General features: G+C 66.7%; 28 protein-coding genes. 15 read left to right on the top strand and 13 right to left on the bottom strand.

Annotated features, from left to right (window positions below):
* Positions 1-101: 101 nt before the first annotated feature.
* Positions 102-3,473: a carbamoyl-phosphate synthase large subunit gene (gene carB / locus KUV26_RS06335; RefSeq protein ID WP_222507734.1), complete on the bottom strand. Its 3,372-nt coding sequence runs from the start codon at positions 3,471-3,473 to the stop codon at positions 102-104.
* Between the two features lie 202 nt (positions 3,474-3,675).
* Between carB and KUV26_RS06330 the strand changes: the two genes are divergently transcribed.
* The 6 genes from KUV26_RS06330 (at position 3,676) to KUV26_RS06305 (ending at position 10,796) form a co-directional block, all read left to right on the top strand.
* Positions 3,676-4,815 (top strand): aminodeoxychorismate synthase component I, encoded by a 1,140-nt coding sequence (locus KUV26_RS06330; RefSeq protein ID WP_222507733.1) that lies wholly within the window; start codon positions 3,676-3,678, stop codon positions 4,813-4,815.
* Positions 4,758-5,411 (top strand): aminotransferase class IV family protein, encoded by a 654-nt coding sequence (locus tag KUV26_RS06325; RefSeq protein WP_222507732.1) that lies wholly within the window; start codon positions 4,758-4,760, stop codon positions 5,409-5,411. Before KUV26_RS06330 ends, KUV26_RS06325 begins: the two co-directional genes overlap by 58 nt.
* A gap of 40 nt (positions 5,412-5,451) precedes the next feature.
* Positions 5,452-6,117: a CPBP family intramembrane glutamic endopeptidase gene (locus tag KUV26_RS06320; RefSeq protein ID WP_222507731.1), complete on the top strand. Its 666-nt coding sequence runs from the start codon at positions 5,452-5,454 to the stop codon at positions 6,115-6,117.
* An 89-nt stretch (positions 6,118-6,206) separates the two neighbouring features.
* Positions 6,207-7,991, top strand: coding sequence for an aspartate--tRNA ligase (gene aspS / locus KUV26_RS06315; protein WP_222507999.1), 1,785 nt, complete (start codon positions 6,207-6,209; stop codon positions 7,989-7,991).
* A gap of 183 nt (positions 7,992-8,174) precedes the next feature.
* On the top strand, positions 8,175-9,560 hold the full coding sequence (locus KUV26_RS06310) for a DUF1800 family protein (protein ID WP_222507730.1): 1,386 nt from the start codon (positions 8,175-8,177) through the stop codon (positions 9,558-9,560).
* Positions 9,561-9,575: 15 nt separating this feature from the next.
* Complete coding sequence (locus KUV26_RS06305; protein ID WP_222507729.1) at positions 9,576-10,796, top strand: DUF1501 domain-containing protein; 1,221 nt, start codon at positions 9,576-9,578, stop codon at positions 10,794-10,796.
* 215 nt (positions 10,797-11,011) lie between these two features.
* Here KUV26_RS06305 and KUV26_RS06300 read toward each other — a convergent pair whose 3' ends face one another.
* Positions 11,012-11,155, bottom strand: coding sequence for a hypothetical protein (locus KUV26_RS06300; protein WP_222507728.1), 144 nt, complete (start codon positions 11,153-11,155; stop codon positions 11,012-11,014).
* Between the two features lies 1 nt (position 11,156).
* A complete protein-coding gene (locus KUV26_RS06295) occupies positions 11,157-11,876 on the bottom strand; it encodes a response regulator (RefSeq protein ID WP_222504576.1) in 720 nt (239 codons plus the stop codon).
* A 177-nt stretch (positions 11,877-12,053) separates the two neighbouring features.
* Between KUV26_RS06295 and mce the strand changes: the two genes are divergently transcribed.
* Both mce and KUV26_RS06285 read left to right on the top strand, forming a co-directional pair.
* A complete protein-coding gene (gene mce, locus KUV26_RS06290) occupies positions 12,054-12,458 on the top strand; it encodes a methylmalonyl-CoA epimerase (RefSeq protein ID WP_222504575.1) in 405 nt (134 codons plus the stop codon).
* 56 nt (positions 12,459-12,514) lie between these two features.
* The gene (locus tag KUV26_RS06285) at positions 12,515-12,790 is read left to right on the top strand and encodes a DUF1467 family protein (RefSeq protein WP_222507727.1); all 276 of its coding nucleotides are present in this window, start codon (positions 12,515-12,517) and stop codon (positions 12,788-12,790) included.
* 251 nt (positions 12,791-13,041) lie between these two features.
* On the opposite strand, the gene KUV26_RS06280 is transcribed toward KUV26_RS06285, so the two are convergent.
* Positions 13,042-13,731, bottom strand: coding sequence for an EI24 domain-containing protein (locus KUV26_RS06280; RefSeq protein ID WP_222507726.1), 690 nt, complete (start codon positions 13,729-13,731; stop codon positions 13,042-13,044).
* A complete protein-coding gene (locus KUV26_RS06275) occupies positions 13,728-14,306 on the bottom strand; it encodes a nitroreductase family protein (RefSeq protein ID WP_222507725.1) in 579 nt (192 codons plus the stop codon). Before KUV26_RS06275 ends, KUV26_RS06280 begins: the two co-directional genes overlap by 4 nt.
* A gap of 197 nt (positions 14,307-14,503) precedes the next feature.
* Between KUV26_RS06275 and KUV26_RS06270 the strand changes: the two genes are divergently transcribed.
* Entirely contained in the window at positions 14,504-14,785 is a 282-nt protein-coding gene (locus KUV26_RS06270) for a DUF167 domain-containing protein (RefSeq protein ID WP_222507724.1), read from the top strand.
* A 3-nt stretch (positions 14,786-14,788) separates the two neighbouring features.
* Here KUV26_RS06270 and KUV26_RS06265 read toward each other — a convergent pair whose 3' ends face one another.
* Positions 14,789-15,025 carry a hypothetical protein gene (locus tag KUV26_RS06265; protein ID WP_222504570.1) on the bottom strand — a complete coding sequence of 79 codons (237 nt, stop codon included), beginning with the start codon at positions 15,023-15,025 and terminating at the stop codon, positions 14,789-14,791.
* Between the two features lie 149 nt (positions 15,026-15,174).
* On the opposite strand from KUV26_RS06265, the gene KUV26_RS06260 reads away from it, so the two are divergent.
* From KUV26_RS06260 to KUV26_RS06240, 5 genes are all read left to right on the top strand, one after another.
* A complete protein-coding gene (locus tag KUV26_RS06260) occupies positions 15,175-15,888 on the top strand; it encodes a M48 family metalloprotease (protein ID WP_222504569.1) in 714 nt (237 codons plus the stop codon).
* Between the two features lie 2 nt (positions 15,889-15,890).
* The gene (locus KUV26_RS06255; protein WP_222504568.1) at positions 15,891-16,283 is read left to right on the top strand and encodes a YigZ family protein; all 393 of its coding nucleotides are present in this window, start codon (positions 15,891-15,893) and stop codon (positions 16,281-16,283) included.
* 88 nt (positions 16,284-16,371) lie between these two features.
* The gene (locus KUV26_RS06250; RefSeq protein WP_222504567.1) at positions 16,372-16,635 is read left to right on the top strand and encodes a DUF6455 family protein; all 264 of its coding nucleotides are present in this window, start codon (positions 16,372-16,374) and stop codon (positions 16,633-16,635) included.
* Between the two features lie 13 nt (positions 16,636-16,648).
* The gene (locus KUV26_RS06245) at positions 16,649-16,909 is read left to right on the top strand and encodes a DUF6455 family protein (RefSeq protein ID WP_222504566.1); all 261 of its coding nucleotides are present in this window, start codon (positions 16,649-16,651) and stop codon (positions 16,907-16,909) included.
* On the top strand, positions 16,906-17,181 hold the full coding sequence (locus tag KUV26_RS06240) for a DUF6455 family protein (RefSeq protein WP_222507723.1): 276 nt from the start codon (positions 16,906-16,908) through the stop codon (positions 17,179-17,181). Before KUV26_RS06245 ends, KUV26_RS06240 begins: the two co-directional genes overlap by 4 nt.
* A gap of 48 nt (positions 17,182-17,229) precedes the next feature.
* On the opposite strand, the gene KUV26_RS06235 is transcribed toward KUV26_RS06240, so the two are convergent.
* The 3 genes from KUV26_RS06235 to rimO all read right to left on the bottom strand — a co-directional run bounded on the left by KUV26_RS06235 (position 17,230) and on the right by rimO (position 19,488).
* Positions 17,230-17,472: a CDGSH iron-sulfur domain-containing protein gene (locus KUV26_RS06235; protein ID WP_222504564.1), complete on the bottom strand. Its 243-nt coding sequence runs from the start codon at positions 17,470-17,472 to the stop codon at positions 17,230-17,232.
* A gap of 67 nt (positions 17,473-17,539) precedes the next feature.
* On the bottom strand, positions 17,540-17,896 hold the full coding sequence (locus KUV26_RS06230) for a cupin domain-containing protein (RefSeq protein WP_315900082.1): 357 nt from the start codon (positions 17,894-17,896) through the stop codon (positions 17,540-17,542).
* 173 nt (positions 17,897-18,069) lie between these two features.
* A complete protein-coding gene (gene rimO / locus KUV26_RS06225; protein WP_222507722.1) occupies positions 18,070-19,488 on the bottom strand; it encodes a 30S ribosomal protein S12 methylthiotransferase RimO in 1,419 nt (472 codons plus the stop codon).
* Positions 19,489-19,721: 233 nt separating this feature from the next.
* On the opposite strand from rimO, the gene KUV26_RS06220 reads away from it, so the two are divergent.
* Complete coding sequence (locus KUV26_RS06220; protein ID WP_222507721.1) at positions 19,722-21,641, top strand: AsmA family protein; 1,920 nt, start codon at positions 19,722-19,724, stop codon at positions 21,639-21,641.
* Positions 21,642-21,896: 255 nt separating this feature from the next.
* Here KUV26_RS06220 and KUV26_RS06215 read toward each other — a convergent pair whose 3' ends face one another.
* From KUV26_RS06215 to KUV26_RS06200, 4 genes are read right to left on the bottom strand one after another with little or no spacing between them, the layout of a single operon-like run.
* Positions 21,897-23,393 carry a phosphomannomutase/phosphoglucomutase gene (locus KUV26_RS06215; protein WP_222507720.1) on the bottom strand — a complete coding sequence of 499 codons (1,497 nt, stop codon included), beginning with the start codon at positions 23,391-23,393 and terminating at the stop codon, positions 21,897-21,899.
* A 21-nt stretch (positions 23,394-23,414) separates the two neighbouring features.
* The gene (gene kdsA, locus KUV26_RS06210; protein WP_222507719.1) at positions 23,415-24,248 is read right to left on the bottom strand and encodes a 3-deoxy-8-phosphooctulonate synthase; all 834 of its coding nucleotides are present in this window, start codon (positions 24,246-24,248) and stop codon (positions 23,415-23,417) included.
* A gap of 15 nt (positions 24,249-24,263) precedes the next feature.
* The gene (locus KUV26_RS06205; protein ID WP_222507718.1) at positions 24,264-25,880 is read right to left on the bottom strand and encodes a capsule biosynthesis protein; all 1,617 of its coding nucleotides are present in this window, start codon (positions 25,878-25,880) and stop codon (positions 24,264-24,266) included.
* Positions 25,858-26,517 (bottom strand): ABC transporter ATP-binding protein, encoded by a 660-nt coding sequence (locus KUV26_RS06200; protein ID WP_222504558.1) that lies wholly within the window; start codon positions 26,515-26,517, stop codon positions 25,858-25,860. The genes KUV26_RS06205 and KUV26_RS06200 overlap by 23 nt, the downstream gene beginning before the upstream one ends.
* Positions 26,518-26,628 lie beyond the last annotated feature (111 nt).

The raw sequence follows: 26,628 nt of genomic DNA, 5'->3' as shown, positions 1-26,628 counted from the left end.
AGGGCGCACTCCCGCCCGAACGGCAGACCCGCAAGCGCAAAGGAAAAGGCCCCGGGAAATCCCGGGGCCTTTCCTGTTCCTGTCCGCCGCGCGGGGCTTGCTCAGCCCTGCAGCGATTTCACCTCGACGTCGCCTTCGGCCTGCGCCTTGATCGCGCGTGCGGCGGCGTTGGCGCCGGCGGCAGTGGTGAAGTAAGGGATCTTGTCGTAGAGCGCGACGGAGCGCATTTCCTTGCTGTCCTCGACGGCCTGGGCGCCCTCGGTGGTGTTCATCAGCAGCTGGACGTCGCCGTCCTTCAGCATGTCGACCACGTGCGGGCGGCCCTCATAGACCTTGTTGACCAGCTCGCAGGCGACGCCCTGGCCTTCCAGCCAGCTTTGGGTGCCGCGGGTGGCGACCAGGGTGAAGCCCTGTTCCACCAGGATCTGCGCGGCTTCCAGCATCAGCCGGCCCTTGTCGGCATCCTTGATCGAGATGAAGGCGCGGCCCTTGGACGGCAGCACCATGCCCGCACCCATCTGAGCCTTCAGGAAGGCGCGGGCGAAGGAGCGGTCCCAACCCATGACTTCGCCGGTGGAGCGCATTTCCGGGCCGAGGATGGTGTCGACGCCCGGGAAGCGGGCAAACGGCAGCACCGCTTCCTTGACCGAGAACCAGGGCATGTCAGGGTCGGCCAGGGTCATCGGGTCGGCAATCGGCGTGTTGACGTCATAGCCGGCATCCGGCCCGTAGGGCGGGCGCATCGGGAAGTTGGTCAGCGGCTCGCCCGCCATCACGCGGGCGGCGATGGAGGCGATGGCGCTGTCGGTCGCCTTGGCGACAAACGGCACGGTGCGCGAGGCGCGCGGGTTCACCTCGATCAGGAAGATCTCCTCTTCGCCGTTTTCATTGGCCTTGATGGCGAACTGCACGTTCATCAGGCCGACCACGTTCAGCGCCCGCGCCAGGGCGTTGGTCTGCTCCTTGATCTGCTCGATCACGTCCTTGCCGAGCGAGTAGGGCGGCAGCGAGCAGGCGCTGTCGCCGGAGTGCACGCCGGCCTCCTCGATGTGCTGCATGATGCCGGTCACATGCACGTTCTTGCCGTCGCACAGCGCATCCACGTCGAGTTCGACCGCGCCGGCCAGGTAGCTGTCGAGCAGCACCGGGCTGTCGCCGGAAACCACGACGGCCTCGTTGATGTAGCGCTTCAGCTGGTCCATGTCGCGGACGATTTCCATCGCCCGGCCGCCCAGAACGTAGGACGGGCGGATCACCAGCGGGAAGCCGATTTCACCTGCGATTTCCAGCGCTTGCGCGTCGGTGGAGGCGATGCCGTTCTTCGGCTGCTTGAGGCCCAGCTTGTTGACCAGCGCCTGGAAGCGCTCGCGGTCCTCGGCCAGGTCGATGGCGTCCGGCGAGGTGCCCAGGATCGGGATGCCCTCGGCCTCCAGCGCGTTGGCCAGTTTCAGCGGGGTCTGGCCGCCGAACTGCACGATGACGCCGTGCAGGGTGCCGTTGTCCTGCTCCACCCGCAGGATTTCCATCACGTGCTCGAACGTCAGCGGTTCGAAATACAGCCGGTCCGAGGTGTCATAGTCGGTCGACACCGTTTCCGGGTTGCAGTTGATCATGATGGTTTCATAGCCCGCGTCGGTCAGCGCAAAGCAGGCGTGGCAGCAGCAGTAGTCGAACTCGATGCCCTGGCCGATCCGGTTGGGGCCGCCGCCGAGGATGACGACTTTCTTCTTCTCCGACGGGCGCGCCTCGCATTCGGCGTCGCCGAACGCGGGGGTCTCGTAGGTCGAGTACATGTAAGGGGTTTGCGCCTCGAATTCGGCGGCGCAGGTGTCGATCCGCTTGAACACGGCGTTGACGCCCAGGGCGCGGCGGGCGGCGCGGACTTCGGCCTCCTTCTGGCCGGTCAGCTTGGCCAGGCGGGCGTCGGTGAAGCCCAGCATCTTGAGCGCGCGCAGGCCTGCTTCGTCCTTGGGCAGGCCGCCTTCACGGATCCCGGCTTCGGCCTCGACGATTTCGCGGATGCGGGCGAGGAACCAGGGGTCGAACTTGGTGACGGCGTGGATCTCATCGTCCGACAGGCCGTGGCGCATCGCCTGGGCGATGGTGCGCATCCGGTCGGGGGTTTGCTTGCCGATCGCCTTGATGACGGCGGCCTTGTCGCCCGCAGGCTCCCACGCACCGGCGCCGACGCCGTCGATCATCACCTCGTCAAAGCCGGTCAGGCCCGATTCCATCGAGGCCAGCGCCTTTTGCAGCGACTCATGGATGGTGCGGCCGATGGCCATCGCCTCGCCCACCGATTTCATCGCGGTGGTCAGGTACGGCTCGGAGCCCGGGAATTTCTCAAAGGCGAATTTCGGGATCTTGGTGACAACATAGTCGATGGTCGGCTCGAACGACGCCGGGGTCACCTTGGTGATGTCGTTGTCCAGCTCGTCCAGCGTGTAGCCCACCGCCAGCTTGGCCGCGATCTTGGCAATCGGGAAGCCGGTCGCCTTGGAGGCCAGCGCCGAGGAGCGCGACACCCGCGGGTTCATCTCAATCACCACCATGCGGCCGTCGGCGGGGTTCACCGCCCACTGCACGTTGGAGCCGCCGGTCTCGACGCCGATCTCGCGCAGCACGTTGATCGAGTGGGTGCGCATGATCTGGTATTCTTTGTCGGTCAGCGTCAGCGCCGGGGCGACAGTGATCGAGTCGCCGGTGTGCACGCCCATCGGGTCGACGTTCTCAATCGAGCAGACGATGATCGCGTTGTCCGCTTTGTCGCGGACGACCTCCATTTCATATTCTTTCCAGCCCAGCAGGCTCTCGTCCACCAGGATCTGGTTCACCGGCGAGGCATCCATGCCGGAGCGGCAGAAGTGGATGTAGTCGTCGCGGTTGTAGGCGACGCCGCCGCCGGTGCCGCCGAGGGTGAAGGCGGGGCGGATGATCGCGGGCAGGCCGATTTCATCCAGCGCTTCCAGCGCGATGCGCACACCTTCGTCCAGGTCGGCGGTGCCGTTCTCGCGCTTGGGCGCGGTGACGATGGTGGCCTTGGGGTTTTCGATGCCGAGCCGGTCCATCGCTTCGCGGAACAGCTTGCGGTCCTCGGCCATCTCGATGGCGTCGCGCTTGGCGCCGATCATCTCGACGCCGAATTTCTCCAGAACGCCCATTTCTTCCAGCGCCAGCGAGGTGTTGAGGCCGGTCTGGCCGCCCATGGTGGGCAGCAGCGCGTCGGGGCGCTCTTTCTCGATGATCTTGGCGACGACCTCAGGGGTGATCGGCTCGATATAGGTGGCGTCGGCCAGGCCCGGGTCGGTCATGATGGTGGCCGGGTTGGAGTTCACCAGGATGACGCGGTAGCCTTCTTCGCGCAGCGCCTTGCAGGCCTGGGCGCCCGAGTAGTCAAACTCGCAGGCCTGCCCGATGACGATCGGACCGGCTCCGATGATCATGATCGACTGGATGTCCGTTCTTTTGGGCATGGCAGGCTTCCTTTGGTTTTTTCGCGCGAGCAGGCTTTGAATCACGGGCGCTGTCATGCGCCCAAATTGTCCTGCGTTATAGGGACCGCGCCGAAAGGTTCAAGGGGTATCGGAAACGGAATTGGAAATGCCGCATCCACCCCTTTAGTTCGCATTGCGAACAGTTATATGTGGGGGCCAAGAGCTCAGGGAGTCAAATCCGGTGCGGATTCGCTTTGATCAGGGCCCCAAGGGGGCCGCCACATGTTTCGACCAGCCGCTGCGCGTGATCCGCGCGGACGGGGCGGAAGAGGTGCCTGCGGCGCTGGCCGCACTGGATGCGGCGCGGGCCGCCGGGCACTGGCTGGCGGGCTATGCGTCCTATGAACTGGGGTATGCGCTGGAACCGAAGCTGGCAGGGCGGATGCCCGACGGGCGGCGGCTGCCGCTGATCTGCTTCGGGGTGTATGACGCGCCGGTGCAGCGCCATGCGCCAGCGGCACCGGGCGAAGCGGGTCTGGAGGGCATTAGCCCGCGCTGGAGCTATGAGCGCTATGCCGAAGCCTTCACCCAGGTGAACCGCAACATCGGCAAGGGTGACATCTATCAGGCAAACCTGACCTTCCCGATTGATGCCGAGGCCTTTGGCACGTCTGAGGAGCTTTATGCCGCGTTGCAGGCCAGGCAGGCGGTGGGCCATGGCGTGCTGGTCGAACAGGACGGTCTGCCGGACCTCCTGTCGCGCTCGCCGGAGCTGTTCTTCCGCACCGATGCCGAGGGCATGATCGAGACCCGCCCGATGAAAGGCACCCAGCCGCGAAGCGAGGATCCGGTCGAGGACGCCCGCCGCCGCGACTTTTTGCGCCAGGACGAGAAGAACCGCGCCGAGAACCTGATGATCGTCGATCTTCTGCGCAATGACATCAGCCGCGTCGCGCAGACCGGTTCGGTGCATGTGCCGGAGCTGTTTGCGGTGGAGAGCTACGCCACCGTGCACCAGATGGTGTCGCTGGTGCGGGCGAAACTGCGGCCCGATGCCGGGCTGGCGGATGTATTTGCGGCGCTGTTCCCCTGCGGCTCGATCACGGGCGCGCCCAAGATCCGCGCGATGGAGATCCTGGCGGAGCTGGAGCCCTGGGCGCGCGACATCTATTGCGGCACCATCGGCTGGGCGGCGCCGGACGGGTCGTCGGAGTTCAACGTGGCGATCCGCACGCTGATGCTGGAGGAAGGCCGCGCCACGCTCAATGTGGGCGGCGGGGTGGTCTGGGACAGCACCGCAGAATCCGAATATGAGGAAGCGCTATGGAAAGCCAGGTTCGCCCGCGTGACGCCATCCAGGGCGATCCCGCTTTCCGCCTGATCGAAACGCTGGGCTGGCATCCGGGCGAGGGGTTCCGGCATCTGCAGCAGCACCTGGCCCGGATGGGGCGCAGCGCAGCGGCCTTCGGCATTCCCTTCGATCCCGAGCAGGCGCGGCGCGTGCTGGCTGGAGCCGGCGCCGAAACGGCGCTGCGCTGCCGCCTGACGCTGGATGCGGACGGGCAATTGGAGCTGGCCGCCGCGCCGCTGGGAGGCAGCCCTGCCGAATGGCGGCTCGGCATGGCGGACACCCGGCTGGAGGCTGCGGACCTCTGGCTGCGGCACAAGACCACCCGGCGCGCGCTTTACGACACCGCGCGGGCGGCGCTGCCAGCGGGTGTGGATGAGCTGCTGTTCCTCAATCAGCGCGGCGAGCTTTGCGAAGGCACGATCACCAACCTGTTTGTCACCCGCGCAGACGGGCAGGTGGTGACGCCGCCGCTCCGCTCCGGCCTGCTGCCGGGAGTCTTGCGGCAGGTGCTGCTGGACAGCGGCCAATGCCGCGAAGACGTGCTGATGTTACAAGACCTTCACGATGCGCAGGCTATTCACATGGGAAATTCCCTGCGCGGGCTGATCCGGGCGCGGCTGATCTAGGCCGCGTCCGCCGCCCGGGCTTGAAAGCGGCTTGAAGGGCATGAGCAGAACCACCCCGTCCCAGGACCCGTCACCGGCCCGGCTGCGGCTGGAATTCGGACTGATGTTTGTTGCCGCGCCGGTGCTGATCGCGCTGTTCTTCCCGCCGCAGTCTATGTTTCCGGCGCTGTTCGCCTTCACTGCGGCCGGGCTGGCGCTGCTCTGCGCAACACCCGGGTTCCGCTGGCGCGAGCTGGGCAACGGCTGGCGCGACTGGCCTTGGCGGGAGGCGGCGCTTTTCGCCGCGGTGTCCGCCGCGGGCGCCTGGCTGCTGGTGCAGATGCTGCAGCCGGATGCGGCCTTTGACCTGCTGCAGGGCAATCCGCTGCTGCTGGCGGCGGTCTGGCTGGGCTATCCCGTGGCCTCGGCGCTGCCGCAGGAGCTGCTGTTCCGGGTGCTGTTCTTCCGGCGCTACGATGCCATCCTGCCCGATGGCCTTCAGGCGGCGCTGATCAATGCGGCGGTATTCTCGCTGGCGCATCTGATGTACTGGAGCGTGGTGGTGTCGCTGCTGACCTTCGGCGGCAGCCTGATCTTCACCTATGCCTACCTGCGGCGCGGCTCCTTCCTCTATGCGGTGCTGCTGCATGCGCTGGCCGGAAACATCCTGTTCACCGCCGGGATGGGGGCCTATTTCTTCTCCGGTGCCGTGGTCCGGCCATTTTGACGCGCTGAAACACCCAAGTTCCCTTGACTTCCGGGCGCTGGCGCGGTGTATCACCGCGACCATTGATGCCGCCCGAAGGGATGATGACGATGCACGCTTACCGCAGCCATACCTGCGCCGAACTGAACAAATCGAATGTCGGTGAAACCGTCCGCCTGTCGGGCTGGGTCCACCGCGTCCGCGACCACGGCGGCCTGCTGTTCATCGACCTGCGCGACCATTACGGCGTGACCCAGGTGATGGCCGACCCGGACAGCCCGGTCTTTGCCGAGATCGAAAAGGTCCGCAGCGAATGGTGCATCCGCATCGACGGCAACGTGCTGGCGCGCGACGAGAGCCTGGTGAACCCCAAGATCCCGACCGGCGAGATCGAGGTCTTCATCCGCGACATCGAGGTGCTCGGCAAATCCGAGGAACTGCCGCTGATGGTCTTCGGCGAGCAGGAATACCCGGAGGAAACCCGCCTGCGCTACCGCTACCTCGACCTGCGCCGCGAGAAGATGCAGAAGAACATGGTGCTGCGCGCCAACATGATCCAGTCGATCCGCAAGCGCATGTGGGACATCGGATTCAACGAATACCAGACCCCGATCATCACCGCGTCCTCCCCCGAAGGCGCGCGCGACTTCCTGGTGCCGTCGCGCCTGCATCCGGGCAAGTTCTACGCGCTGCCGCAGGCGCCGCAGCAGTTCAAGCAGCTGATGATGGTGTCGGGCTTCGACAAGTATTTCCAGATCGCGCCCTGCTTCCGCGACGAGGACCCGCGCGCCGACCGCTCGCCTGCCGACTTCTACCAGCTCGACATGGAAATGTCCTTCGTCACCCAGCAGGACGTGTTCGACACCATCGCCCCGGTGATGGCGGGCGTGTTCGAGGAGTTCGGCGGCGGCCGCAAGGTCGACCCGGCGCATGAATGGCCGCAGATCTCCTACAAGGATGCGGCGAAATGGTACGGCACCGACAAGCCGGACCTGCGCAACCCGATCAAGATGCAGGACTGCTCCGAGCATTTCCGCGGCTCGGGTTTTGCGATCTTCGCCAGCCTCCTGGAAAACGAAGGCACCGAGATCCGCGCCATTCCGGCCCCCACAGGCGGCTCGCGCAAGTTCTGCGACCGGATGAATAAGTTTGCCCAGGGCGAAGGCCTGCCGGGCATGGGCTATATCTTCTGGCGCGATCAGGGCGAGGGCATTGAGGCCGCAGGCCCGCTGGCCAAGAACATCGGCCCCGAGCGCACCGAGGCGATCCGCCAGCAGCTGGGCCTGGGCGTCGGCGACGCGGCCTTCTTCCTGGGCGGCAAGCCGAAGGCGTTCGAAGGCGTCGCAGGCAAGGCCCGCACCGTCATCGGCGAGGAGCTGGGCCTCATTGACAAGGACCGCTTTGCCTTTGCCTGGATCGTCGACTTCCCGATCTACGAGAAGGACGAGGAAACCGGCAAGATCGATTTCGAGCACAACCCGTTCTCGATGCCGCAGGGCGGCATGGACGCGCTGCTGTCCGACCCGCTGTCGGTCAAGGGCTACCAGTACGACCTGGCCTGCAACGGTTATGAGCTGGTTTCCGGCGCGATCCGGAACCACAAGCCGGAAATCATGTTCAAGGCCTTCGAGATCGCGGGCTACGGCGAGGACGAGGTGAAGAAGCGCTTCGGCGGCATGGTCAACGCGTTCCAGTACGGCGCCCCGCCGCATGGCGGCTGCGCGGCTGGCATCGACCGGATGGTGATGCTGCTGGCCGACGAGGCGAACATCCGCGAGGTCATCATGTTCCCGATGAACCAGCGCGCCGAGGACCTGATGATGTCAGCGCCGTCCGAGCCGATGGCGGAGCAGCTTATGGAGCTGGGGCTGCGGGTGATCCCGCAGGATCAGTAACCGCCGCAAGGATTTGAGAGAGGCCCGGGCAAACGCCCGGGCCTTTTCCTTTGCCGCCATAAAAATGCCTGTGCCGGCGGCGGAACCCGCGGAGTTTTGCGTATCACAGAAAATTCACCTGTGGGCCTGGGCGGCGATGCTCTAACCTGCAGGGGACAGGCAATCCGGGGAGAGAACGGGACAATGCGGTTTGACGGGGATTTGGCTGAGATCCGCTTTGGCGCAGGGCTGTCGCCGCGGCTGCCGCCGCCGGCGTCGGCAGAGGAGATGCTGGCGCGCCTGAAGCGGCCGGATCGGGCTGCGCAGGCCTTTCCGCTGCCGGATTTTGATGCCGCCTTTCAAGACACCAGGGAATTCCGCCGCTTGCGCCGCGCCCGCTACAAGGCGCGGGGGCAGGCGGGCTATGAGGCTGCCGATGACGCCTTCAGGGCCTACCGCCGGGCGCGCAACCGGGAGCACCGCCGCTGGCACGGGCAGCGTCTGCTGCGGCATATCCACACCTCTGACGGCCTGCGCGAACGGCTGGTTCTGTTCTGGGCGGATCATCTTTCCGCGCAGGGCAAGACCGGCTTGTACCGCGTTCTGGCGGCCCCCTATGCCGAGACCGTGATCCGGCCGCATGTGGCGGGGCGGTTCGAGGACATGCTGATCGCCGCCGTCACCAGCCCGCTGATGCTGCACTACCTGGACCAGGAGCGCTCTGCCGGGCCGGGCAGCCGGGCGGCGCAGCGGCGCAAGCGCATCAGCGGGCTGAACGAGAACCTGGCCCGCGAGGTGCTGGAATTGCACACGCTGGGCGCGGATGGCCCTTACAGCCAGACGGATGTGCGGCAATTGGCGGAGCTGTTCACCGGGCTGTCCGTGCAAGGCAGCGACGGGTTTCTGTTCCGGCCCGGGATGGCCGAGCCCGGCCCGGAAATGGTGCTGGGGCGGACCTACGGCGGCGGCAGGCCGGAGCTGGAGCAAGTGCTGGCGGCCTTGCGCGATCTGGCCCGCCATCCCGCCACCGCGCGCCATATCGCCTGGAAGCTGGCGGTGCATTTCACCTCCGACACGCCGGAGCGGGCGCTGGTGGACCATCTGGCCGCCCGCTATCTGGAAACAGGCGGGGCGCTGCTGCCGGTGTATGAGGCGCTGCTGGAGCATCCGGCGGCCTGGGCGCCCGGGCTGGGCAATGTGAAGCCGCCGTTTGATTTCCTGGCCTCGGCCTGCCGGGCGCTGGCGGTGCCGGAGGCGGGGATTGCAGGCCTGAAGCCGGGGCAGATATACCGGCTGCTGCTGGCGCCGCTGACCCCGATGGGGCAGCGCTGGGAGTTCCCCAACGGCCCGGACGGCTGGGCGGAGGAGGACCGGGCCTGGATCACGCCGCAGGCGCTGGCGGCGCGGCTGCGCTGGGCGCTGGCGGCGCCGCGGCAGCTGCTGCAGGCCCTGCCGGACCCGCGGGAGTTTGCCGAGGCCGCTTTGGGCGGATACGCCAATGAGCGGGTCCGCTTTGCCGCGCGCGCGGCGGAAACCCGGTCCGAAGGGATCGGCCTGATCCTGTCCTCTCCCGCGTTTCAGCGCCGCTAACTGGAGGTTATGCCGATGCACCTGACCCGCCGATCTCTTCTGGCCCGCTCTGCCGCTCTGGGCTGTTCGCTGGCGGCCAGCCCGCTGCTGACCCCGGTCACCTTCGCCGCCGCGCCCTGGGACACCCGGCTGGTGGTGATCATCCTGCGCGGCGGCATGGATGCGCTGGATGCGGTGCAGCCCTACGGGGACCCGGATTATGCCGGCTTGCGGCAGAGCCTGGCAGGCGGCCCCGGCACTGGCGCGGCCGACCTGGACGGATTCTACGCGCTGCACCCGGGGCTGGCGCCGCTGCTGCCGCTGTGGCGCGCAGGCCAGCTGGGGTTTGTGCAGGCGGTTTCCACCCCGTACCGCGACCGGCGCAGCCATTTCGACGGCCAGGACCTGCTGGAGGCAGGAACCGCCGCGCCGGGGCAGGCCGAGGGCGGCTGGCTGAACCGCCTGCTGCAGCTGGTGCCGGGGGTGGAGGCGCGCACCGCCTTTGCCGTCGGCCAGGATCGGATGCTGCTGCTGGAAGGCGCGGCGCCGGTCGCGCAATGGGCGCCGGGCGCGGGGCTGGCGATGAGCCCGCAGGCGGAACGGCTGGCAGGCCTCTTGATGGAGGACGACCCGCTGTTCCACGCCGCGCTGAACGGGGCGCTGGAGCTGACCCGGCAGGACCTGTCTTTGGGTGCGGGGGACAGCAGCGGCGATGAAGGCGAGGACATGATGATGTCGATGATGACCGCGCCGAAAGGCAAGGTGCATCAAGAAGTTGCCGCCTATGCGGCACAGCAGCTGCGCGGCGATACCAGGATTGCGGCGTTCTCCATCAATGGCTGGGATACCCATTCCCGGCAGGCCGGGGCGCTGAAAAACGCGCTCGGCCGGCTGTCTGAGACGATCCTGGCCCTGCAAAACGGCCTGGGGCCGGAAGCCTGGGGCAAGACTGCGGTGGCGGCCGTGACGGAATTCGGCCGCACCGCGCGCGAGAACGGCACCGGCGGCACCGATCACGGCACCGGCGGCGCGATGCTGCTGGCGGGCGGCGCGATCCGCGGCGGCCGGGTGCTGGGGCGCTGGCCGGGGCTGGCGGAGGCGGACCTTTATGACCGCCGCGACCTGATGCCGACCGGGGATGTGCGCAGCCCGCTTGCCTGGCTGCTGCACGGGCTCACCGGCGCGGGCAGGAGCGGGCTCGAAACAGCTGTGTTCCCCGGGTTGGAGATGGGCGGCGACCCGGGCCTGCTGCTGTAGCGGCGGCCTCCGTAGTTTCCGCAGAGCAGGCGCCAAGCGGTACGGCGCAAGCGGTGCGGCTGCGGGCGCGGGAGAGTTTTGGAAGCTTTCGGGGCGCGCGGTCAGTCCGCTGCTGTGCGGCAGGCGCTGGCGGCAGCTGAACCGGGCCTGACTGCCAGCCCGGCTGTCTCAGGCGGCTTGCGGAACAAGCGGGCAGCAGGTGCGCCCGGCCGAGCTTAATGCCTGTGCGGCTGCAGGACCAGCGCGCGGCCGCTGGCTTTGCCGGTGCGGTTGCGGCGGATGGCGCGGGCTTCCAGGCGGACCTGGCCGTACAGCACGATGATCAGCGTGGCGAGAGCGATGAGGCAGGCCTGCAGCATCTCAGATCGCCGCGCGGCGCTGCAGCCGCTCCTGCACAAGGCCGGCCAGGGTGGCGGCATCCTGTTTCAGCGGCTCGCCATTCTGCCGGGACCGGGCCAGGCGGTCGGCGGCATCGGCCAGCGGCCGGTCGCCGGCGCTGCGGGCGACGCCGCCCAGGAATTGCGCCAGATAGGCCAGGGTCTTTTCTTCCTGCCCCATGTTCAGCACATCGGCGGCATGCGCCATGTCATCCCGGTAGGCGAGCAGGTCCGGTTCCACGGTCTCGTCATCCAACACGCGCAGGCCGCACGGCTGGCGGTCGGCCGGCATGCTGGACAGCACCGCCTGCTGGAAAGCGGCGAGCGAGGTGACCGGCTTCTCCAGGAAACCGGCGGCACCGGCCGCCAGCGCGGCCTCTGCCAGGCTGGAGTCGCCGGAGGTGGCCAGGATCACGCCGGGGCGCGGGCTGGCGTCGGCCAGTTCGCGGATCAGGTCGAGGCCGGAGCCGTCCGGCAGCCCGACATCGGCAATCAGCACCGAAGGGCGGTAGACCTGCAGGTGGCGCCGGGCGGATTTCAAACAGTCGGCGCGCCGGATCCGGGCGCCGCTGCGGAGGCACAGAAGGCGCAGCGCCTCGCAGGCAAAGCGGCTGTCCTCGACCACCAGGATGGTCAGGCCCAGAAGCGGGCGCCGGCTGGTGGGCAGGCGCTGGGCGGCAGCTAACAGTTCCGAATCGTCCATGACGCATCCTCCTTGCGGGATATGCTCTGACGCTAGGGAATCGAGGCTAATTACTCGTTAACAGGGCGTGCGCGGGCGCCGGGCGGCTTCTGCCGTGCGGATTGGCGCACTTGCCGCGGCGCAGCAAAGCGCCCATAACCGCAGCGGAGGATTGTTTGTGAGAGGAGCACAACAGAGATGATCGGCCGTTTGAACCATGTTGCCATTGCTGTCCCGGACCTGGAGGCGGCAGCCGCGCAATACCGCAACGCATTGGGCGCCAAGGTGGGGGATCCGCAGGATGAGCCGGATCACGGCGTCACCGTGGTGTTCATCGAACTGCCCAACACCAAGATCGAGTTGCTGTACCCGCTGGGCGACAACTCGCCCATCAACGGCTTTCTGGAGAAGAACCCGGCGGGCGGCATCCACCATGTCTGCTATGAGGTCGAGGACATCCTGGCAGCCCGCGACCACCTGCAAGCCGAAGGCGCGCGGGTGCTGGGATCGGGCGAGCCGAAGATCGGCGCCCATGGCAAGCCGGTGCTGTTCCTGCATCCGAAGGATTTCAACGGCTGCCTGGTGGAACTCGAGGAAGTTTGAGAGTATGAGCAACCTGTCCCGGCTGCGGGGCAGGGCAATTCCAGGAGGCCAGTGAAATGGGCGTTACATCAGCAATCGTGCTTTATGCGGTGATCTGGTTCATGAGCTTCCTGGTGATCATTCCGATCCGGCTGGAAACCCAGGGCGACAGGGGGGACGTGGTGCCCGGCACCCATGCGGGCGCGCCGGAGAAGCACTTTCTGAAGCAGAAAGCCTGGATCACCACCGCCGTGGCGGCGGTGCTGTGGGCCATCATCTGCGCGATTGTCATCTCCGGGGCGATTTCGGTGCGTGATTTCGACTGGATGGGAATGCTGCCGGAGCGGCAGTGACCGGGCTCTGCGCCTGACCTTCAAGACAGCAGACTCTCCCGCCCGGTTTGGAGGCATTGAAATGCCTCGGCACCGGTTGGGCATGGCGCCGCGCGATGCGCGGCGCGGTTGCGGCCAGCCCGGCGGGCTGGAGCGGGCCGCAGTGCCAGATTGAACCCGGAAGATATTTGCTGAGAAGCGCTTCGAGGGCAGGACTGCCCTCGAAAGCGCCATTTCCAGTGTATTCCGGCCTTGACCCGGCTGCGGCCGGCCTAGCGGCGGGCCAGCGCGTGGTAGATGTGGGTGAAGGTGGCGGCGCCCAGAATCGGGATCACCAGGTTCACCAGCGGCACCGACAGCGGCACCGCCATCAGGGTTCCGGCCGCCCAGATGGTGGCGGAATGCTGGCGGCGCAGCTTCTTGGCCTCGGCGGTGCCGACCCGGCGGGCGGCGGCGAGGGTGAAATATTCCCGCCCCAGCAGGAAGCCGTTCAGCGCCCAGAAGATGAACAGCGCCGCAGGCGGGAACAGCACATAGAGGAACAGCGCCAGGATGTTGGCCGCAATCAGCAGGCCGAGGAAGTTCACCGTGTCCTTGACCGCGTCCCAGAGCGGCACCTTGGCTGCCGGCGGCAGGGCGGGGTAGTGCTTGTCCTCCACCGCCTGGGCGACTTCCTCGAGGAACATCGAGGTGATGGCGGAGGCCACCGGCACCATCAGGAACACCGACAGGAACAGCATGAAGAACAGCGATCCGAACGACAGCAGATCGTCGACCCAGGTGACCTCGCCCAGAACGGGCAGTGTGGCCTCCGGGCCGACGAGCCACTGGATCAGCATCAGGAAGCCCGCATAGGCAGCAATCAGCAGGGCCACGGTCAGGCCCAGCCCCAGGAACAGCACCTTGCGGAAGCGCGGATCGCCGGTCTGGCCGAGGGTCTTGAAAAAGGCGGTGAAGATCATGCGCTCATCCAGGTTGTGAGGGTCTCCAGGTCCGGGCGCGGCCGCTCGGGCGGGGCGGAGCTTTCGGTGGCGATATGGACAATGCCGGCGATGCGCTCGTTTTCCGCCAGGCCAAAGGCGGCCGCGCTGAAGCCGCGGTCGTGGCTGGCCCAGCCGCTGAGCCAGTTGGCGCCCCAGCCGGAGGCCAGTGCGGCGTTCAGCAGCGCCAGGCAGACCGCGCCGGCGGAGTAGCTTTGCTCGACCGGCGGGATCTTGGGGCTGTCCTTCTGCACCTCGACCACCACCACCGCGAGCTGCCCCTGGTCGAACTGGCCGCGGCCCTTGGCAATGTCTTCGGGGCTTTTGCCGAGGCGCCTGCCGGTTTCTTCTGCCAGCGCCGCAAGCCGCGCCATCGCGGGCTGCTCCACCACGATGAAGCGCCAGGGCTCCAGCTTGCCATGGTCGGGGGAGCGGGCGGCGGCGGTCAGGATCGGCAGCAGCTCTTCGCGCGTGGGGGCGGGCGCCACCAGCGTCTTGGCCGGGCGCGAGCGGCGCGACAGCAGGAATTCGAGGGCGGCATCATTGCGTGCGGGCATATGTGAAACCTTTTTACATCTGGTGCTGCCTATCTCGGCGGCGTTGGGTGTTTTTTCAAGAGCCAATGGGCCTTGCGCGCTGCCTGTGCCGAAAATGCAGCAGGCGGCGGGGGCTTGGGTTTCGCTGGCAGGGTGATAGCGGTGTCAGGATGGCAAAGTCTATGGCTTTTGCCGCCTGCACAGGGCATCAGTGCCTCATGGGAAAGCCGAAGAAGAAAGACCTGCCGGATCTGCGCCATTTGCGCGTGCCGGGCGCGGAAATCACGGTGCGCGCCGCGCCCAAGGCGGCGCGCAATGCCGTTGTGCAGGCCGGGGAGGCGCTGAAGATTTCCGTGACCGCGGCGCCGGAGAACGGCAAGGCGACCGAAGCCGTCCGCAGCCTGCTGGCAATGGCAATGGGCACCGCGGCGTCAAACCTTGAACTGCGCCGCGGCGCGACCTCCCGCGGCAAGGTCTTCGTCTATACCGGGTCGGGCTGAGCGCTAGTCCTCGCCGACCAGGCGGTAGACGCCTTCGGGCAGGTCCAGCGCGGCGGCGAGATCCCGCACCTGCAGGTGCGAGAGGGTGATTTTCTGCACGCTGTCGGTGCGCGGGTCGTATTGCTCGACCGTGACGCACTCGGCAAAGGAATTGATGGTCACATCCTCGTTGAGCGGAGTTCCGTTCTCGTCAACCAGGGTGATGACCGTCGAGTCGAATTCATGTTCGATGGTAAACATGCCCCCAGCCTGCACTGCGCGCCGCCTGCTGGCAAGGCCTTGCAATTGCAGGCGATCGTTCCAATGTAACGGCGGACTTCCGCCGCCCGGCAATTGCTATCCCCGGGGCTTGCGCGGTACTGTGCGGACGAACTGCAAAAGGATGTGCCATGCGCCGTTTTCTGTGTCTGATTGCCCTGACTGCCAGCGCCTGCAACATGGTGGTGGAACCCGCGCCCCAGCCAGTCCGGACTGCACCGCAGCAGCCGGTGCAGGGGCTGGCGCCGGGCGAGGCGAGCAGTGCCTTTGCCGCTGTCACGCGGCGGGTGGAGCCGGTGGCCGAGCGGGAATGCCGCAGCCGGACACAAGGGATGAACTGCGACTTCCTGATCCGCATCGACCCGAATCCGAATGCCGCCCCCAACGCCTATCAGAGCCTGGACCGCTCGGGCCGCCCGGTGATCACCTTCACCCGGCGGATGCTGGGGCAGATCGCCAACCACGACGAGCTGGCCTTTGTGATGTCGCATGAGGCGGCGCACCATATCCGCGGCCACCTGGCGCGGCAGGCGACGAATTCGGCGCTGGCCAGCGCCGGTGCCGGGATTCTGACCGCGCTGGTCGGCGGTGACGCCGGCGCGGTTTCCTCCGCGCAGGATATCGGCGGCTTTGTCGGCGCGCGCAGGTACTCCAAGGATTTCGAGCTGGAGGCGGATGAGCTGGGGACGATCATCACCCACAACGCCGGCTACCGGCCCAGTGTCGGTGTGCGCTTCTTCAACCGGCTGCCGGACCCGGGCGACCGCTTCCTCGGCACTCACCCGGCCAACCCGGACCGGGTGCGGGTGGTGCAGGCCACCATCGAGCGCAACGGCCTGAACTGACCGTGGCGGCCAAGGACACCTCCGCCCCCGCGCTGGAAAAGCTCGGCGTTGTGCTGACCGACCGCGGCTCGAAATACGCGGTCACCGGCGCGCGGGTGACCTCGCGCGAGGAGGTGGACGCGGTGCTGGCGGAACTGAAGACCGAGCGCGCCTATGCCAAGGCCACACACAACACCTGGGCGGCGGTGCTGCCGGCGGGGGGGCTGAAGGCCGATGACGGCGAAAGCGGCGCGGGAATGGTGATCCTGCGGATGATGGAGCGCGAAGGGATCACCGATCACGTCATCGTCGTCACCCGCTGGTACGGCGGCAAGAAACTGGGCGGCGACCGCTTCCGGCGGGTGCAGGACGCGGTGCGCGCCTATCTTGATCACCGGGGCGGCAGGCCCGCGTGAATTTTCGCTCCGGTTGACCTGAGTCAAATCGGCTCCCGCCTGCAATCGCTAAGCTGTCCCGGCAATGCATGATTACGGGGTATGCGCGATGACCGCCGAAGCTGACCTGAAAACCCACGCCGAACTGTTCGACCGGATGGCCTGCGCCGTGGGGCTGGATCTGGAAGAAGAGGCAGTGTCCGGCACCCTGCGCTTTGACGAGATCGCCGAGGCGGTGCTGCGCTGCACCCGCTGCGGCGGAGTCGGCGCCTGCCGCAAGTGGCTGGCGGATGGCGTGCGTCCGAGTGCCGCTGCGCCGGATTTCTGCCGCAACCGCGACCTGCTGGGATACCTGAGCGAGCAGCAGGCCTGACGGGGCGGATGGCATGCAGCCTCTGGGCAACCCTCTGTATCACCTGCGCCTGATGGCCCGGATGGGTCAGTCCGCCGGCGCCGATCTGTCTGCGGCGCTTGCGGCCGGGGACATCAGCCCCGAGGGCTGGGCCGAAATGATCACACGCTGCCGCGGCTGCGCGGCGCCAAACCAGTGCGCGGCGTTTCTGGCCGCCCGCGGGCATGCCGCCGGCCCCATGCCGGGCTGCCGCAATGCGGACGCGCTGATACAGTTGAAGGAGCGCCGGACATGAAAGACATGGCAGCGGAGGCAGAGGGCCTTGGCAACATCTTCCGCCATTTGTGGCTCTTGCGCGCCGTGGCGCAGGCCGCGGGTGTCGATCTGGACCGGGAGATGCGGGCCGGGCGGCTGAGCGGGCTGGAGTATGCCCGTATGGTCACCGCCTGCCGCGGCGCGGGCTGCAGCAAGTCCTGCGCCCTGTGGCTGTCCGCCCGCCGGGACGATGCGCCTGCGGTGCCGGAGTTCTGCCCCCGGGCGGACGTTTTCAAGCGTCTGATGCGCTGACGCCGCGGAGCCGGGCGGATGTGCGGCCCGCTGCTGCGGACCGTGCGGTCAAAGTTTGGAATGGGTGCCGTCGCACAGCGGCTTCCTGCCCGAATGCTTGCAGCCGCAGAAGAACACCTTGCCGTCCTTTTCCGCTTTGTATTTCACCGGTTCAAACGCCGAGTCCTTGTGCGAGCCATCGCAGAACGGCTGCCGCGAGGACTTGCCGCAGGCGCACCAGAAATAGGTCTTGCCCTCCTTCACCTCGACAGGGAACGGGGCTTTCTGGGCGATATCCGGGGTGTTTGTCATGGCTGGGGGCTCTCCCTGGCTGGTTCATGCGTTGGGCGGGGCGGCCCGCAACTGCCGCCCCGCAAACTCACTTTAGCTTGATCACGAAGTGTTTCAGCACTTTTTCCCTGATCTCCCAGGTGCCTGCGAAGCCTTTTTCGATCACGAAAGCATCGCCGGGGCCAACCTCCCTCGGTTCTTCGCCTTCTGCTGTGATGATGATCCGGCCTTCGATCATGTGAACGAATTCCCAGGCATCATAGGTGGCGTGATAGGTGCCCGGGGTGGCCTCCCACCAGCCGCTGATGATGCCGCCGTCCCCGGAAGTGTATTCGATCCAGGTCTTCATCGAGGGGCTGCCCTCGACCTTCCTCCAGCCCTCTAGATCGTCCAGAACCGGTTCGACGGAACGGTCGGGCAGTTTGGTCATTGCAGGTTTGTTCACGGTCGTCTCCACTGTTGGGCCTTTTGGCCGGGGGGTTATTTTCCCACTGGGAAACAAACATAACTGAAAGTGGAGATTCGGAAATAAATTTTTCCGGGCGCTGCGGCTGACAGGCAAAAGGCGGCCCGAACGACGGGCCGCCTTTGCAGGAAATCGGAAGTTAGCTGCGCGGGTTACCGGGGCAAGCGCCCCCACAGGTCATATTCCCCGGCCTCGTCCACTTCGACCGTGACCAGATTACCGGCCTGCAAGCCCTCGGTTTCCTCGTCAATGAACAGGTTGCCGTCGATTTCCGGCGCGTCGGCCTTGGTGCGGCAGGTGGCGATGCCGTCTTCGTCGATGTCATCCACAATGACCTGCATAGTCTGGCCGACCTTGGCCGCCAGCTTGGCCTCGGAGATCGCCTGGGCCTTCTCCATGAAGCGCTCCCAGCGCTCCTGCTTGACCTCTTCCGCCACGTGGTCCGGCAGATCGTTCGACCGCGCTCCGTCGACGTTTTCGTATTTGAAGCAGCCGACCCGGTCCAGCTGCGCCTCGTCCATCCAGTCGAGCAGGTGCTGGAACTCCGCCTCGGTCTCGCCGGGGAAGCCGACGATGAAAGTGGAGCGCAGGGTGATGTCCGGGCAGGTCTCGCGCCAGGCGCGGATCTCGTCCAGCGTCTTGGCCGCCGCTGCGGGGCGGGCCATGCGGCGCAGCACGTCCGGGTGGGCGTGCTGGAAGGGGATGTCCAGATAGGGCAGCAGCGCGTTGTCCGGGTCCGCCATCAGCGGGATCAGCTCGCGCACATGCGGGTAGGGGTAGACATAATGCAGCCGCACCCACAACTCATCGGCAGGGGCTAGCTTGCCCAGTTCCCGCGACAGGTCCTGGATATGGCTGCGCACCTCCTCGCCCTTCCAGGGGTGGGTGGAATACTTGCGGTCCAGCCCGTAGGCGGAGGTGTCCTGGCTGATCACCAGAAGCTCGCGCACACCTGCCTCGACCAGCTTCTCCGCCTCGCGCAGCACCGCGTGGACGGGGCGTGACGCCAGTTTGCCGCGCATGTCGGGGATGATGCAGAACTTGCACTTGTGGTTGCAGCCCTCGGAAATCTTCAGATAGCTGAAGTGCCGCGGGGTCAGTTTCACACCCGCCGCGGGCAGCAGATCCACATAGGGGTTCGGGCTGGGCGGCACCGCGGAATGCACCGCGTCCAGCACCTGCTCATACTGATGCGGGCCGGTGACGGCGTGGATGCGCGGGTGATGCTCGCGGATGTAGTCCGGCTCGGCGCCGAGGCAGCCGGTCACGATCACCTTGCCGTTCTCCTTCAGCGCCTCGCCGATCGCCTCGAGGCTTTCCGCCTTGGCGCTGTCGAGAAACCCGCAGGTGTTGACGATCACCGCGTCGGCGCCCGCGTAATCGGGCGAGATGCCGTATCCTTCGGCGCGCAGCCGGGTCAGGATGCGCTCGCTGTCGACCAGCGCTTTGGGGCAGCCGAGCGAGACCATGCCGAGGGTCGGCTGGCCGTCACGGGGCGCCTCGCGGAACTGCGGTTCCGGGGCGAGGTCGGGGCGGAGGCTGGGCGGGTTGCTGGACGGGGTACTGGTCATGCGCGCGCATATATCAGGAATGCGGCAGGAGGCAAGGAAAACGGGTGGCGCGGCCCGTCGTGAAGCGGGGGCTTGGCCTGCGCCGGCGGGCCCGGCTGCGGGAGTCCTTGGCCGCATATGCGCGAAGCATTGATGCGGGGCGGGGGCTTCGTGCATTGCGCCCCCGCGCACAGGCGGTAAGCTGGGCAAAAGCCCGCGGGGAAGACGGGGGGCAAGGCAGAAGGAGCGGGATGATGAAGCTGATAATCCGGGTCGTGTCGGCGCTGGTGCTGACGGTGGTCTTGCTGGTGGCGCTGGTGCTGCTGCTGCCGGGCGAGAAGATCGCGCGGCTGGCCGCCGATCAGCTGGAGACCCAGACCGGGCGCAAGCTGGAGTTCGGCGGCAAGCTGCGCTTCACCTTCTGGCCGACGCTGGGCGTCAAGGCCGACGCGGTGACGCTGTCCAATGCGGACTGGGCCGGGCCGGAGCCGATGCTGCGGGCGGAGCGGCTGACCATCGGCGTGTCTGCGGCGGAGCTGATGCAGGGCGATGTGCGCATCACCGAGGTGTCCGCCATCCTGCCGCATCTGAACCTTGCCACCAACGCGGACGGCATTGGCAACTGGGTCATGGGCGGCGGCGGCGCGGCGGCACCGGGCGGCAGCGGGTCCGAGGGCGGCAGCGCTTTGCCGCTCCGGATCGAGGCGGTGGAGCTGACCGGGGCCTCGCTGCGCTATGCGGCGCACGGGCAGGATCCGGTGGAGATGAAGAACGTCGACCTCAGCCTGCAGTGGCCGGACCCTGACGGCACCGTGAACGCCAGGGTGACCCTGCGCCCGGCGGGGGAGCCGGTGGAGGTGGATGCCGAGATCGGCACTTTCGCGGCCTTCCTGGCGGGCAAGGTCTCCTCGGTGGGGGCAACGGTGACGGCGCCGGGCGGCAAGGGGCGGTTTGACGGCCATGCCGGCATCAGCGGCGAGGCCAGCGGGCGGCTGACCTTCGGCGCGGATGACCTGCTGCAAACCGGCGTGGCGCTGGGGGTGTTTCTGCCCGATGCGCTGGCGCAGAAGGCGGTGCTTGGCGCTGACGTGACCTATACCGCCGACGGGCGCCTTGCGATGCGCGATCTGGCGCTGGAACTGGGTGCCAACCGGCTGACCGGAGCGGCGGATGTGGTGATCAAGGAACGCCCGAGCATCACCGCGCAGCTGCGGGGCGGGGCGCTGGATTTCTCCGGCCTGGCCGCCGCGCAGGGCGGCGCTCCCGCCAGCGGCTCCGCAGCAAGCGGATGGCCGGAGACGCCGATAGACGCCTCTGCGCTGGGGCTGGCGGATGCGGTTGTGGATCTGACCTTCGACAGCCTCCGGACCGGCGGTGTGAACCTGGGGGCCAGCAAGCTGAACCTGACCGTGGAGCAGAAGCGCGCGGTGCTGAAATTCCTGCCGGCGTCGATGTTCGGCGGCCAGGTGCAGGGGCAGGTGGTCGCCAATAACCGGGGCGGGCTGTCGGTGGGCGGCAAGATGACCTTCACCGGCATCCGGCTGGAACGCGCCCTGGGCGAAACCGCGGGCTATGACCGGCTGAACGGCGAGGCGCTGGGCGAGCTGGAATTCCTCGGCTCCGGACATTCGGTTGCCGCCATCATGCAGTCGCTCAGCGGCAAGGGCTGGCTGGAGGCGGGCAAGGGCTTCTTCACCGGCTTCGACCTGGAGCAGCTGATGCGCTCGGGCGGCAACGGCGGCAGCACTGTGTTCGACCAGCTGACCGCCAGCTTCGCGATCGAGGGCGGCAACCTCCGCAACCAGGACCTGCTGGTGCTGCTCAAGGGCTTCCGGGCCGAGGGCAACGGGCGGATCGGGCTGGGCGCGCGCGATCTGGATTACCTGTTCTCGCCGCAGATCGTTCGGGCGGGCCGCGATCAGGTGCTGACGATCCCGGTCCGCATCCGCGGCAGCTGGGACAATCCGGACATCCGCCCTGATTTCAGCCAGGCGCTGCAGACCCGGATTGACGATGTTGAGCAGGAAGCCAAGGACCGGGTGCGCCAGAAGCTGGCCGAAGAGCTGAACCTGGACACGGAGACCGCGCCGGAGCAGGACCTGAACGACGTGCTGAGGCAGCGGATCGAACAGGAGGCCCGCGATCAGCTGCTGAAGCTTCTGGGCGGCGACTGACGCGACCAGCCGGAGGCGGGGTCATGGGAGGCCGCAGGCCTCCGGGCTTTGCCCGGCGTGGCCTTGACGCGGCAGCACCTTGCATTGGCGCATGTAAGGGCCGTGCTCCGCCCCTTCGGGCCTGAATTGATCCTCCGGATCTGTTCCAAGACGGCCCTCACCCTCACATAGCTTCTCAGCCAAACGAAAAAGCGCCCGCCGAAGGCGGGCGCGGATCGCCTGCTTCGCAGGCGAAACCTCTCATGTGCGCCGGACTCAAATGGTCTGGTCGTACTCGCCGACCAGCGGCTCGGTGCGGATCACCGCGTCGATATCCGCAAAGATCGCCCGCATCTCGGCTTCGCTCTCGGAGCTTTCGCAGACCACCACCAGGTTCGGCGTGTTGGACGAGGCCCGCACCAGCCCCCAGGAGCCGTTGTCCAGGATCACCCGGGCGCCGTTCACGGTGACGACTTCCTTGATCGCGCGGCCGGCAAAGCTTTCGCCCGCCTCATGTTTGGCCGCCAGCTTCTGCACCAGCCGCTCCAGCACGGCGTATTTCTCGGTGTCGGCGCAGTAGGGCGACATGGTCGGTGTGGACCAGGTCTTGGGAAGCGCCTTGCGCAGATCGGACATCGCCTGATCCGGGTTGCGGTCCAGCATCTTGCAGACCTCGACCGCGACCCGCATGCCGCAATCGTAGCCGCGGCCCACCGGTTCGGCCAGGAAGTAGTGGCCGGACTTCTCGAACCCTGCCAGGGCGCCGATTTCCTTGACGCGCCGCTTCATGTGGCTGTGACCGGTCTTCCAGTAGTCGGCGGTGACACCGTTCTTCTGCAGCTCCGGGTCAGAGGCAAACAGGCCGGTGGATTTCACATCCGCCACAAAGGTCGAATTCGGATAGAGCTTGGACAGGTCGCGGGCCATGATCACGCCCACCTTGTCGGCAAAGATCTCCTCGCCCTCGTCATCGACCACGCCGCAGCGGTCGCCGTCGCCGTCAAAGCCAAGCGCCAGATCGGCGCCGGAGGCCTTCACCGATGCCGACATGTCGTGCAGCATTTCCATGGCTTCGGGATTGGGGTTGTAGTGCGGGAAGGTGTAGTCCAGCTCGTTGTGGCTTTCGACCACCTCGACGCCGATGCGCTTGAACAGCTCCGGCGCAAAGGCCGAGGCGGTGCCGTTGCCGGTGGCGCAGACCACCTTGAGCGGGCGGGACATTTTGAAGTCGCCCGCCAGGTCATCGAGATAGGCCTCCTTGACGCCGTCCACGAACTCATAGGAGCCGCCGGGCGCGGGCTGGCCTTCGCCGTTCAGCACGATGTCGCGCAGCTCGCCCATTTCGTCGGGGCCGTGGGTCAGCGGGCGGTCAAAGCCCATCTTGACGCCGGTCCAGCCGTTGGGGTTGTGCGAGGCGGTGACCATTGCGACGGCGGGCACATCCAGGTGGAACTGGGCGAAATAGGCCATCGGCGACAGTGCCGGGCCGATGTCCTTGACCTGGATGCCGGCCTGCATCAGGCCTAGGATCAGCGCGTTCTTGATGGCCAGCGAATAGTCGCGGTAGTCGTTGCCGACGGCAATTACCGGCTCGATGCCGCGCTTGCGCATCTGGGTGCCGAGGCCGAGGCCCAGGGCGGTCATGCCGGGGAGGTTGATCTCCTCCGGGTATTTCCAGCGCGCGTCGTATTCGCGGAAGCCGGTGGGCTTGATCATCGCGTCGCGCAGAAAGCTCCAGGTGTTCGGGGTCACCTCGGACAGCGGTTTGGTCATGTCTGAAATCTCTTTTGAAGGTCAAATACGGATGGGGTCGGCCTTGGCCAGCGCGTCAAAGCGCATCAGGCTTTCGATCAGCTGCGGCATCTGGTCAAGGTAGATCATGTTCGGCCCGTCGGAGGGCGCGTTGTCCGGGTCCTGGTGGGTCTCGATGAACACGGACGCGATGCCGAGCGACACCGCCGCGCGCGCCATCAGCGGCGCAAACTCGCGCTGGCCGCCGGTGGAGCCGCCCTTGCCGCCGGGCTGCTGCACCGAGTGGGTGGCGTCCATCACCACCGGATAGCCGCCCTGTGCCATCTGCGGCAGCGAGCGCATGTCGGCGACCAGGGTATTGTAGCCGAAGGAGGTGCCGCGCTCGGTCAGCAGGATGTTGGTGTTGCCGGTGCTTTCGACCTTGGCCACCACATTGGCCATGTCCCAGGGCGCCAGGAACTGGCCCTTCTTGATGTTGACGGCCTTGCCGGTGTTGCCGGCGGCCAGCAGCATGTCGGTCTGGCGGCACAGGAAGGCCGGGATTTGCAGGATGTCGACGGCCTCGGCCGCCACGGCGCATTGCGCCTCGGTGTGGACATCGGTCAGCACCGGCACGCCGAATTCGCTGCGGATCATGTCCAGCACTTTCAGCCCCTCGTCGATGCCGAGGCCGCGCTTGCCCGAGAGCGAGGTGCGGTTGGCCTTGTCGTAGGAGGCCTTGAACACGAACTGGGCGCCGGCCTTGTCGCAGGCTTCCTTCAGCTGCCCGGCAATCATCCGGGTGTGGTCTGCGGTTTCCAGCTGGCAGGGGCCGGCAATGAAGGTCAGCGGACGATCATTGCCGATGGTTAGGCCGGCGATATCGATGTTTTTCATGGGTACCCGATGGCTTTACGATGACACCTGCTCCCGCAGGATGGACGCGGTGAGCGAACACATCAGGTAGATACCGGAAAAGATCAGGAATGCCAAAACGGTATTCTCGAACTTGCGCGGATATGAGGGCTCCTGGCTGGGCACAGGTTCCACCGCGGTGGTCAGGTAGCGGACCTGGCGGTTGGCTTCCAGGCGCGTTGTTTCCACTTGCTGCAAGGCCGATTGCAGCATCAGGTCGCGGGTGGCGAGATCGGCCTGAGCCATCTGGATCTGGATGCGCAGGTTGGCGAGCGAATTTTCGCCGGCAGAGGCGTCGACCATGCGGTTGTTGAGGCTTTCGATCACCGCCTCCAGCCGCTTGATGTCCGCCTCGGCGCCGGACACCTTGGCCCGGTTGGGGCGGGCATTGTCCAGCAGCGCCGCCAGTTCCAGCCGTTTCTCCTCCAGCTGGATTTCAAATGTGCTGATCTGCTGGCGAAGCGAGGCGACCACACCCTCGGGATCGAGAACCGCGCCCTGCTGCTGCAGCACCACCAGCCGCTCCTGCGCCGCGCGGCGCTCGGCCTCGGCATCGGCGAGGGCGGTTTCCGCCTCGGACATCTGATCGGCGCGTTTCTGATGCGACAGGTTGTTGACCTTCTCCTGGGCATAGGAAATCAGCTTGCGGGAAAACTCCGCCGCCACCTCGGGGTCCGCGGCCGAGACTTCCATCCGGACCACGCCCTCGGTCGGGTCATAGCCGATCTTCACATTGCGGTTGTAGGTGGCATAGGCCTCCTCGTTGGTCGGGGCGCTCTCCAGCCGCTGAATCGGGTCCAGCCAGTCCTGGGTGAAATGCGCCTTGAAGCCGGCCTCGTCGTCCAGCCGCAGCATGGCCTCCTTCGACATCAGGTAGCTTTGCACCGCAATCGAGTCCTGGCTGGTGGCGAACTGGGTGCCGGACAGCAGCCCGCCGACGCCGCCGGCGGCGCTGTCGGCCTTCAGCACCAGGAATTCCGACTTGGAAGAATACATCGGCGTCGCCACCGAATAGAAGTAATAGCCCGCCGCCAGGGTCGGCAGCATCACGAAGAAGGCCAGCCGGGCGGCCAGCAGCGTCAGCTTGCGGCGGCGGCGGCGGGCGATGTCGCGCTGGATGTCCTGGATTTCGCGGGCGCGCCGTTCCGCCGGGCTCAGCTCCGTCGATGGCAGGGTGGTCTTGCCTGCCGGCACCGTCTGCGGCAGCTGGACCGTGCCGGGGGCGGGCGGCGTGCCTGCGGGCTGCGCCTTGTTCTGCGGCACCACCAGCTCCAGCATGTTGGCGCGCTTGAACGGGTCGATGCCGCGTTCGCGCAGCATCCGCACCGCCTCGAAATCGGAAGTCGCGGGCAGGTTGTGCTTCTGCGCCATCCGCCGCGCCAGGCGCAGCTGGCGGCCGGTCAGGCCTTCCTGGCGGATTGCGTCGATATCGGTTTCCATCCTGGTTTCGCGGGCCGAGCTGACCATGCCCGACATCGGCGCATTGGCTGCTTCGGCAGCGGCAGCGGGTTCGGGCCGCGCGGGCGCCTGCGGCCGGGCCGCGGCACTGCTGTCGCCGGCAACCGAGGCGCTGCGGCGGATGCGGAACTTCTTAGCTCTCGGTTTCATAGTCATAGAGCTGTTTCGCTTCTTCCAGAGTGTCAAACATGTGCAGCTGCCCCTGCAGGAGGACGGCAGCCGAACGGGCAAATTTTTCCAGCGTCTTGGCCTGATGCGAGACGATGATGATGGTGGTGGTCGCCAGCCGCTCCTGCAGGATTTCCCCGGCCTTGCGGTTGAACTCCACATCGGTGGTGCTGGGCATGCCTTCATCGATCAGGTAGATGTCGAAATCCAGCGCCAGCATCAGCGAAAAGCTGAACCGCGCCCGCATCCCGGAGGAATAGGTGCCGACAGGCTGGTCGAAGTATTCCTTGAGCCCGCAGAGCCAGCGGCAATAGGCCTCCACGTAGTCCGGGTCCAGCCCGTAGAGCTTGGCGATGTAGCGGCAGTTCTCCATTGCCGAAAGGCGGCTGATGACGCCGCCCATGAATCCGAGCGGGAAGGAGACCTTGCAGTTGCGGCGGATTTCGCCCTCATCCGGCTTTTCCAGCCCGGCCATCATGTTGATCAGCGTGGTCTTGCCGGTGCCGTTCGGGGCCAGCACGCCCAGCGATTTGCCGGGCTCGATGCGGAACGACACGCGGTCAAGGATCACCTTGCGCTGGGTTCCTGTCCAAAAGGACTTGCTGACGTTCTCAAACTCAAGCATCGCTTGTTCCGGTACTGCCCGTTCGGCCCTGTGCCGGGCTCTTGTATGCCTCATTTTCCAGGCGCTTGCAGCGCGCCCTTGGCTCTTTCTTATCAAAAGAGTGTTAATGGC

This window comes from Leisingera daeponensis, from assembly GCF_019801465.1.
Classification (GTDB): Bacteria; Pseudomonadota; Alphaproteobacteria; order Rhodobacterales; family Rhodobacteraceae; genus Leisingera; species Leisingera daeponensis_A.
The sequence above is the reverse complement of the archived record's forward strand: the minus strand, read 5'-3'. Positions and strand labels throughout refer to the sequence as shown.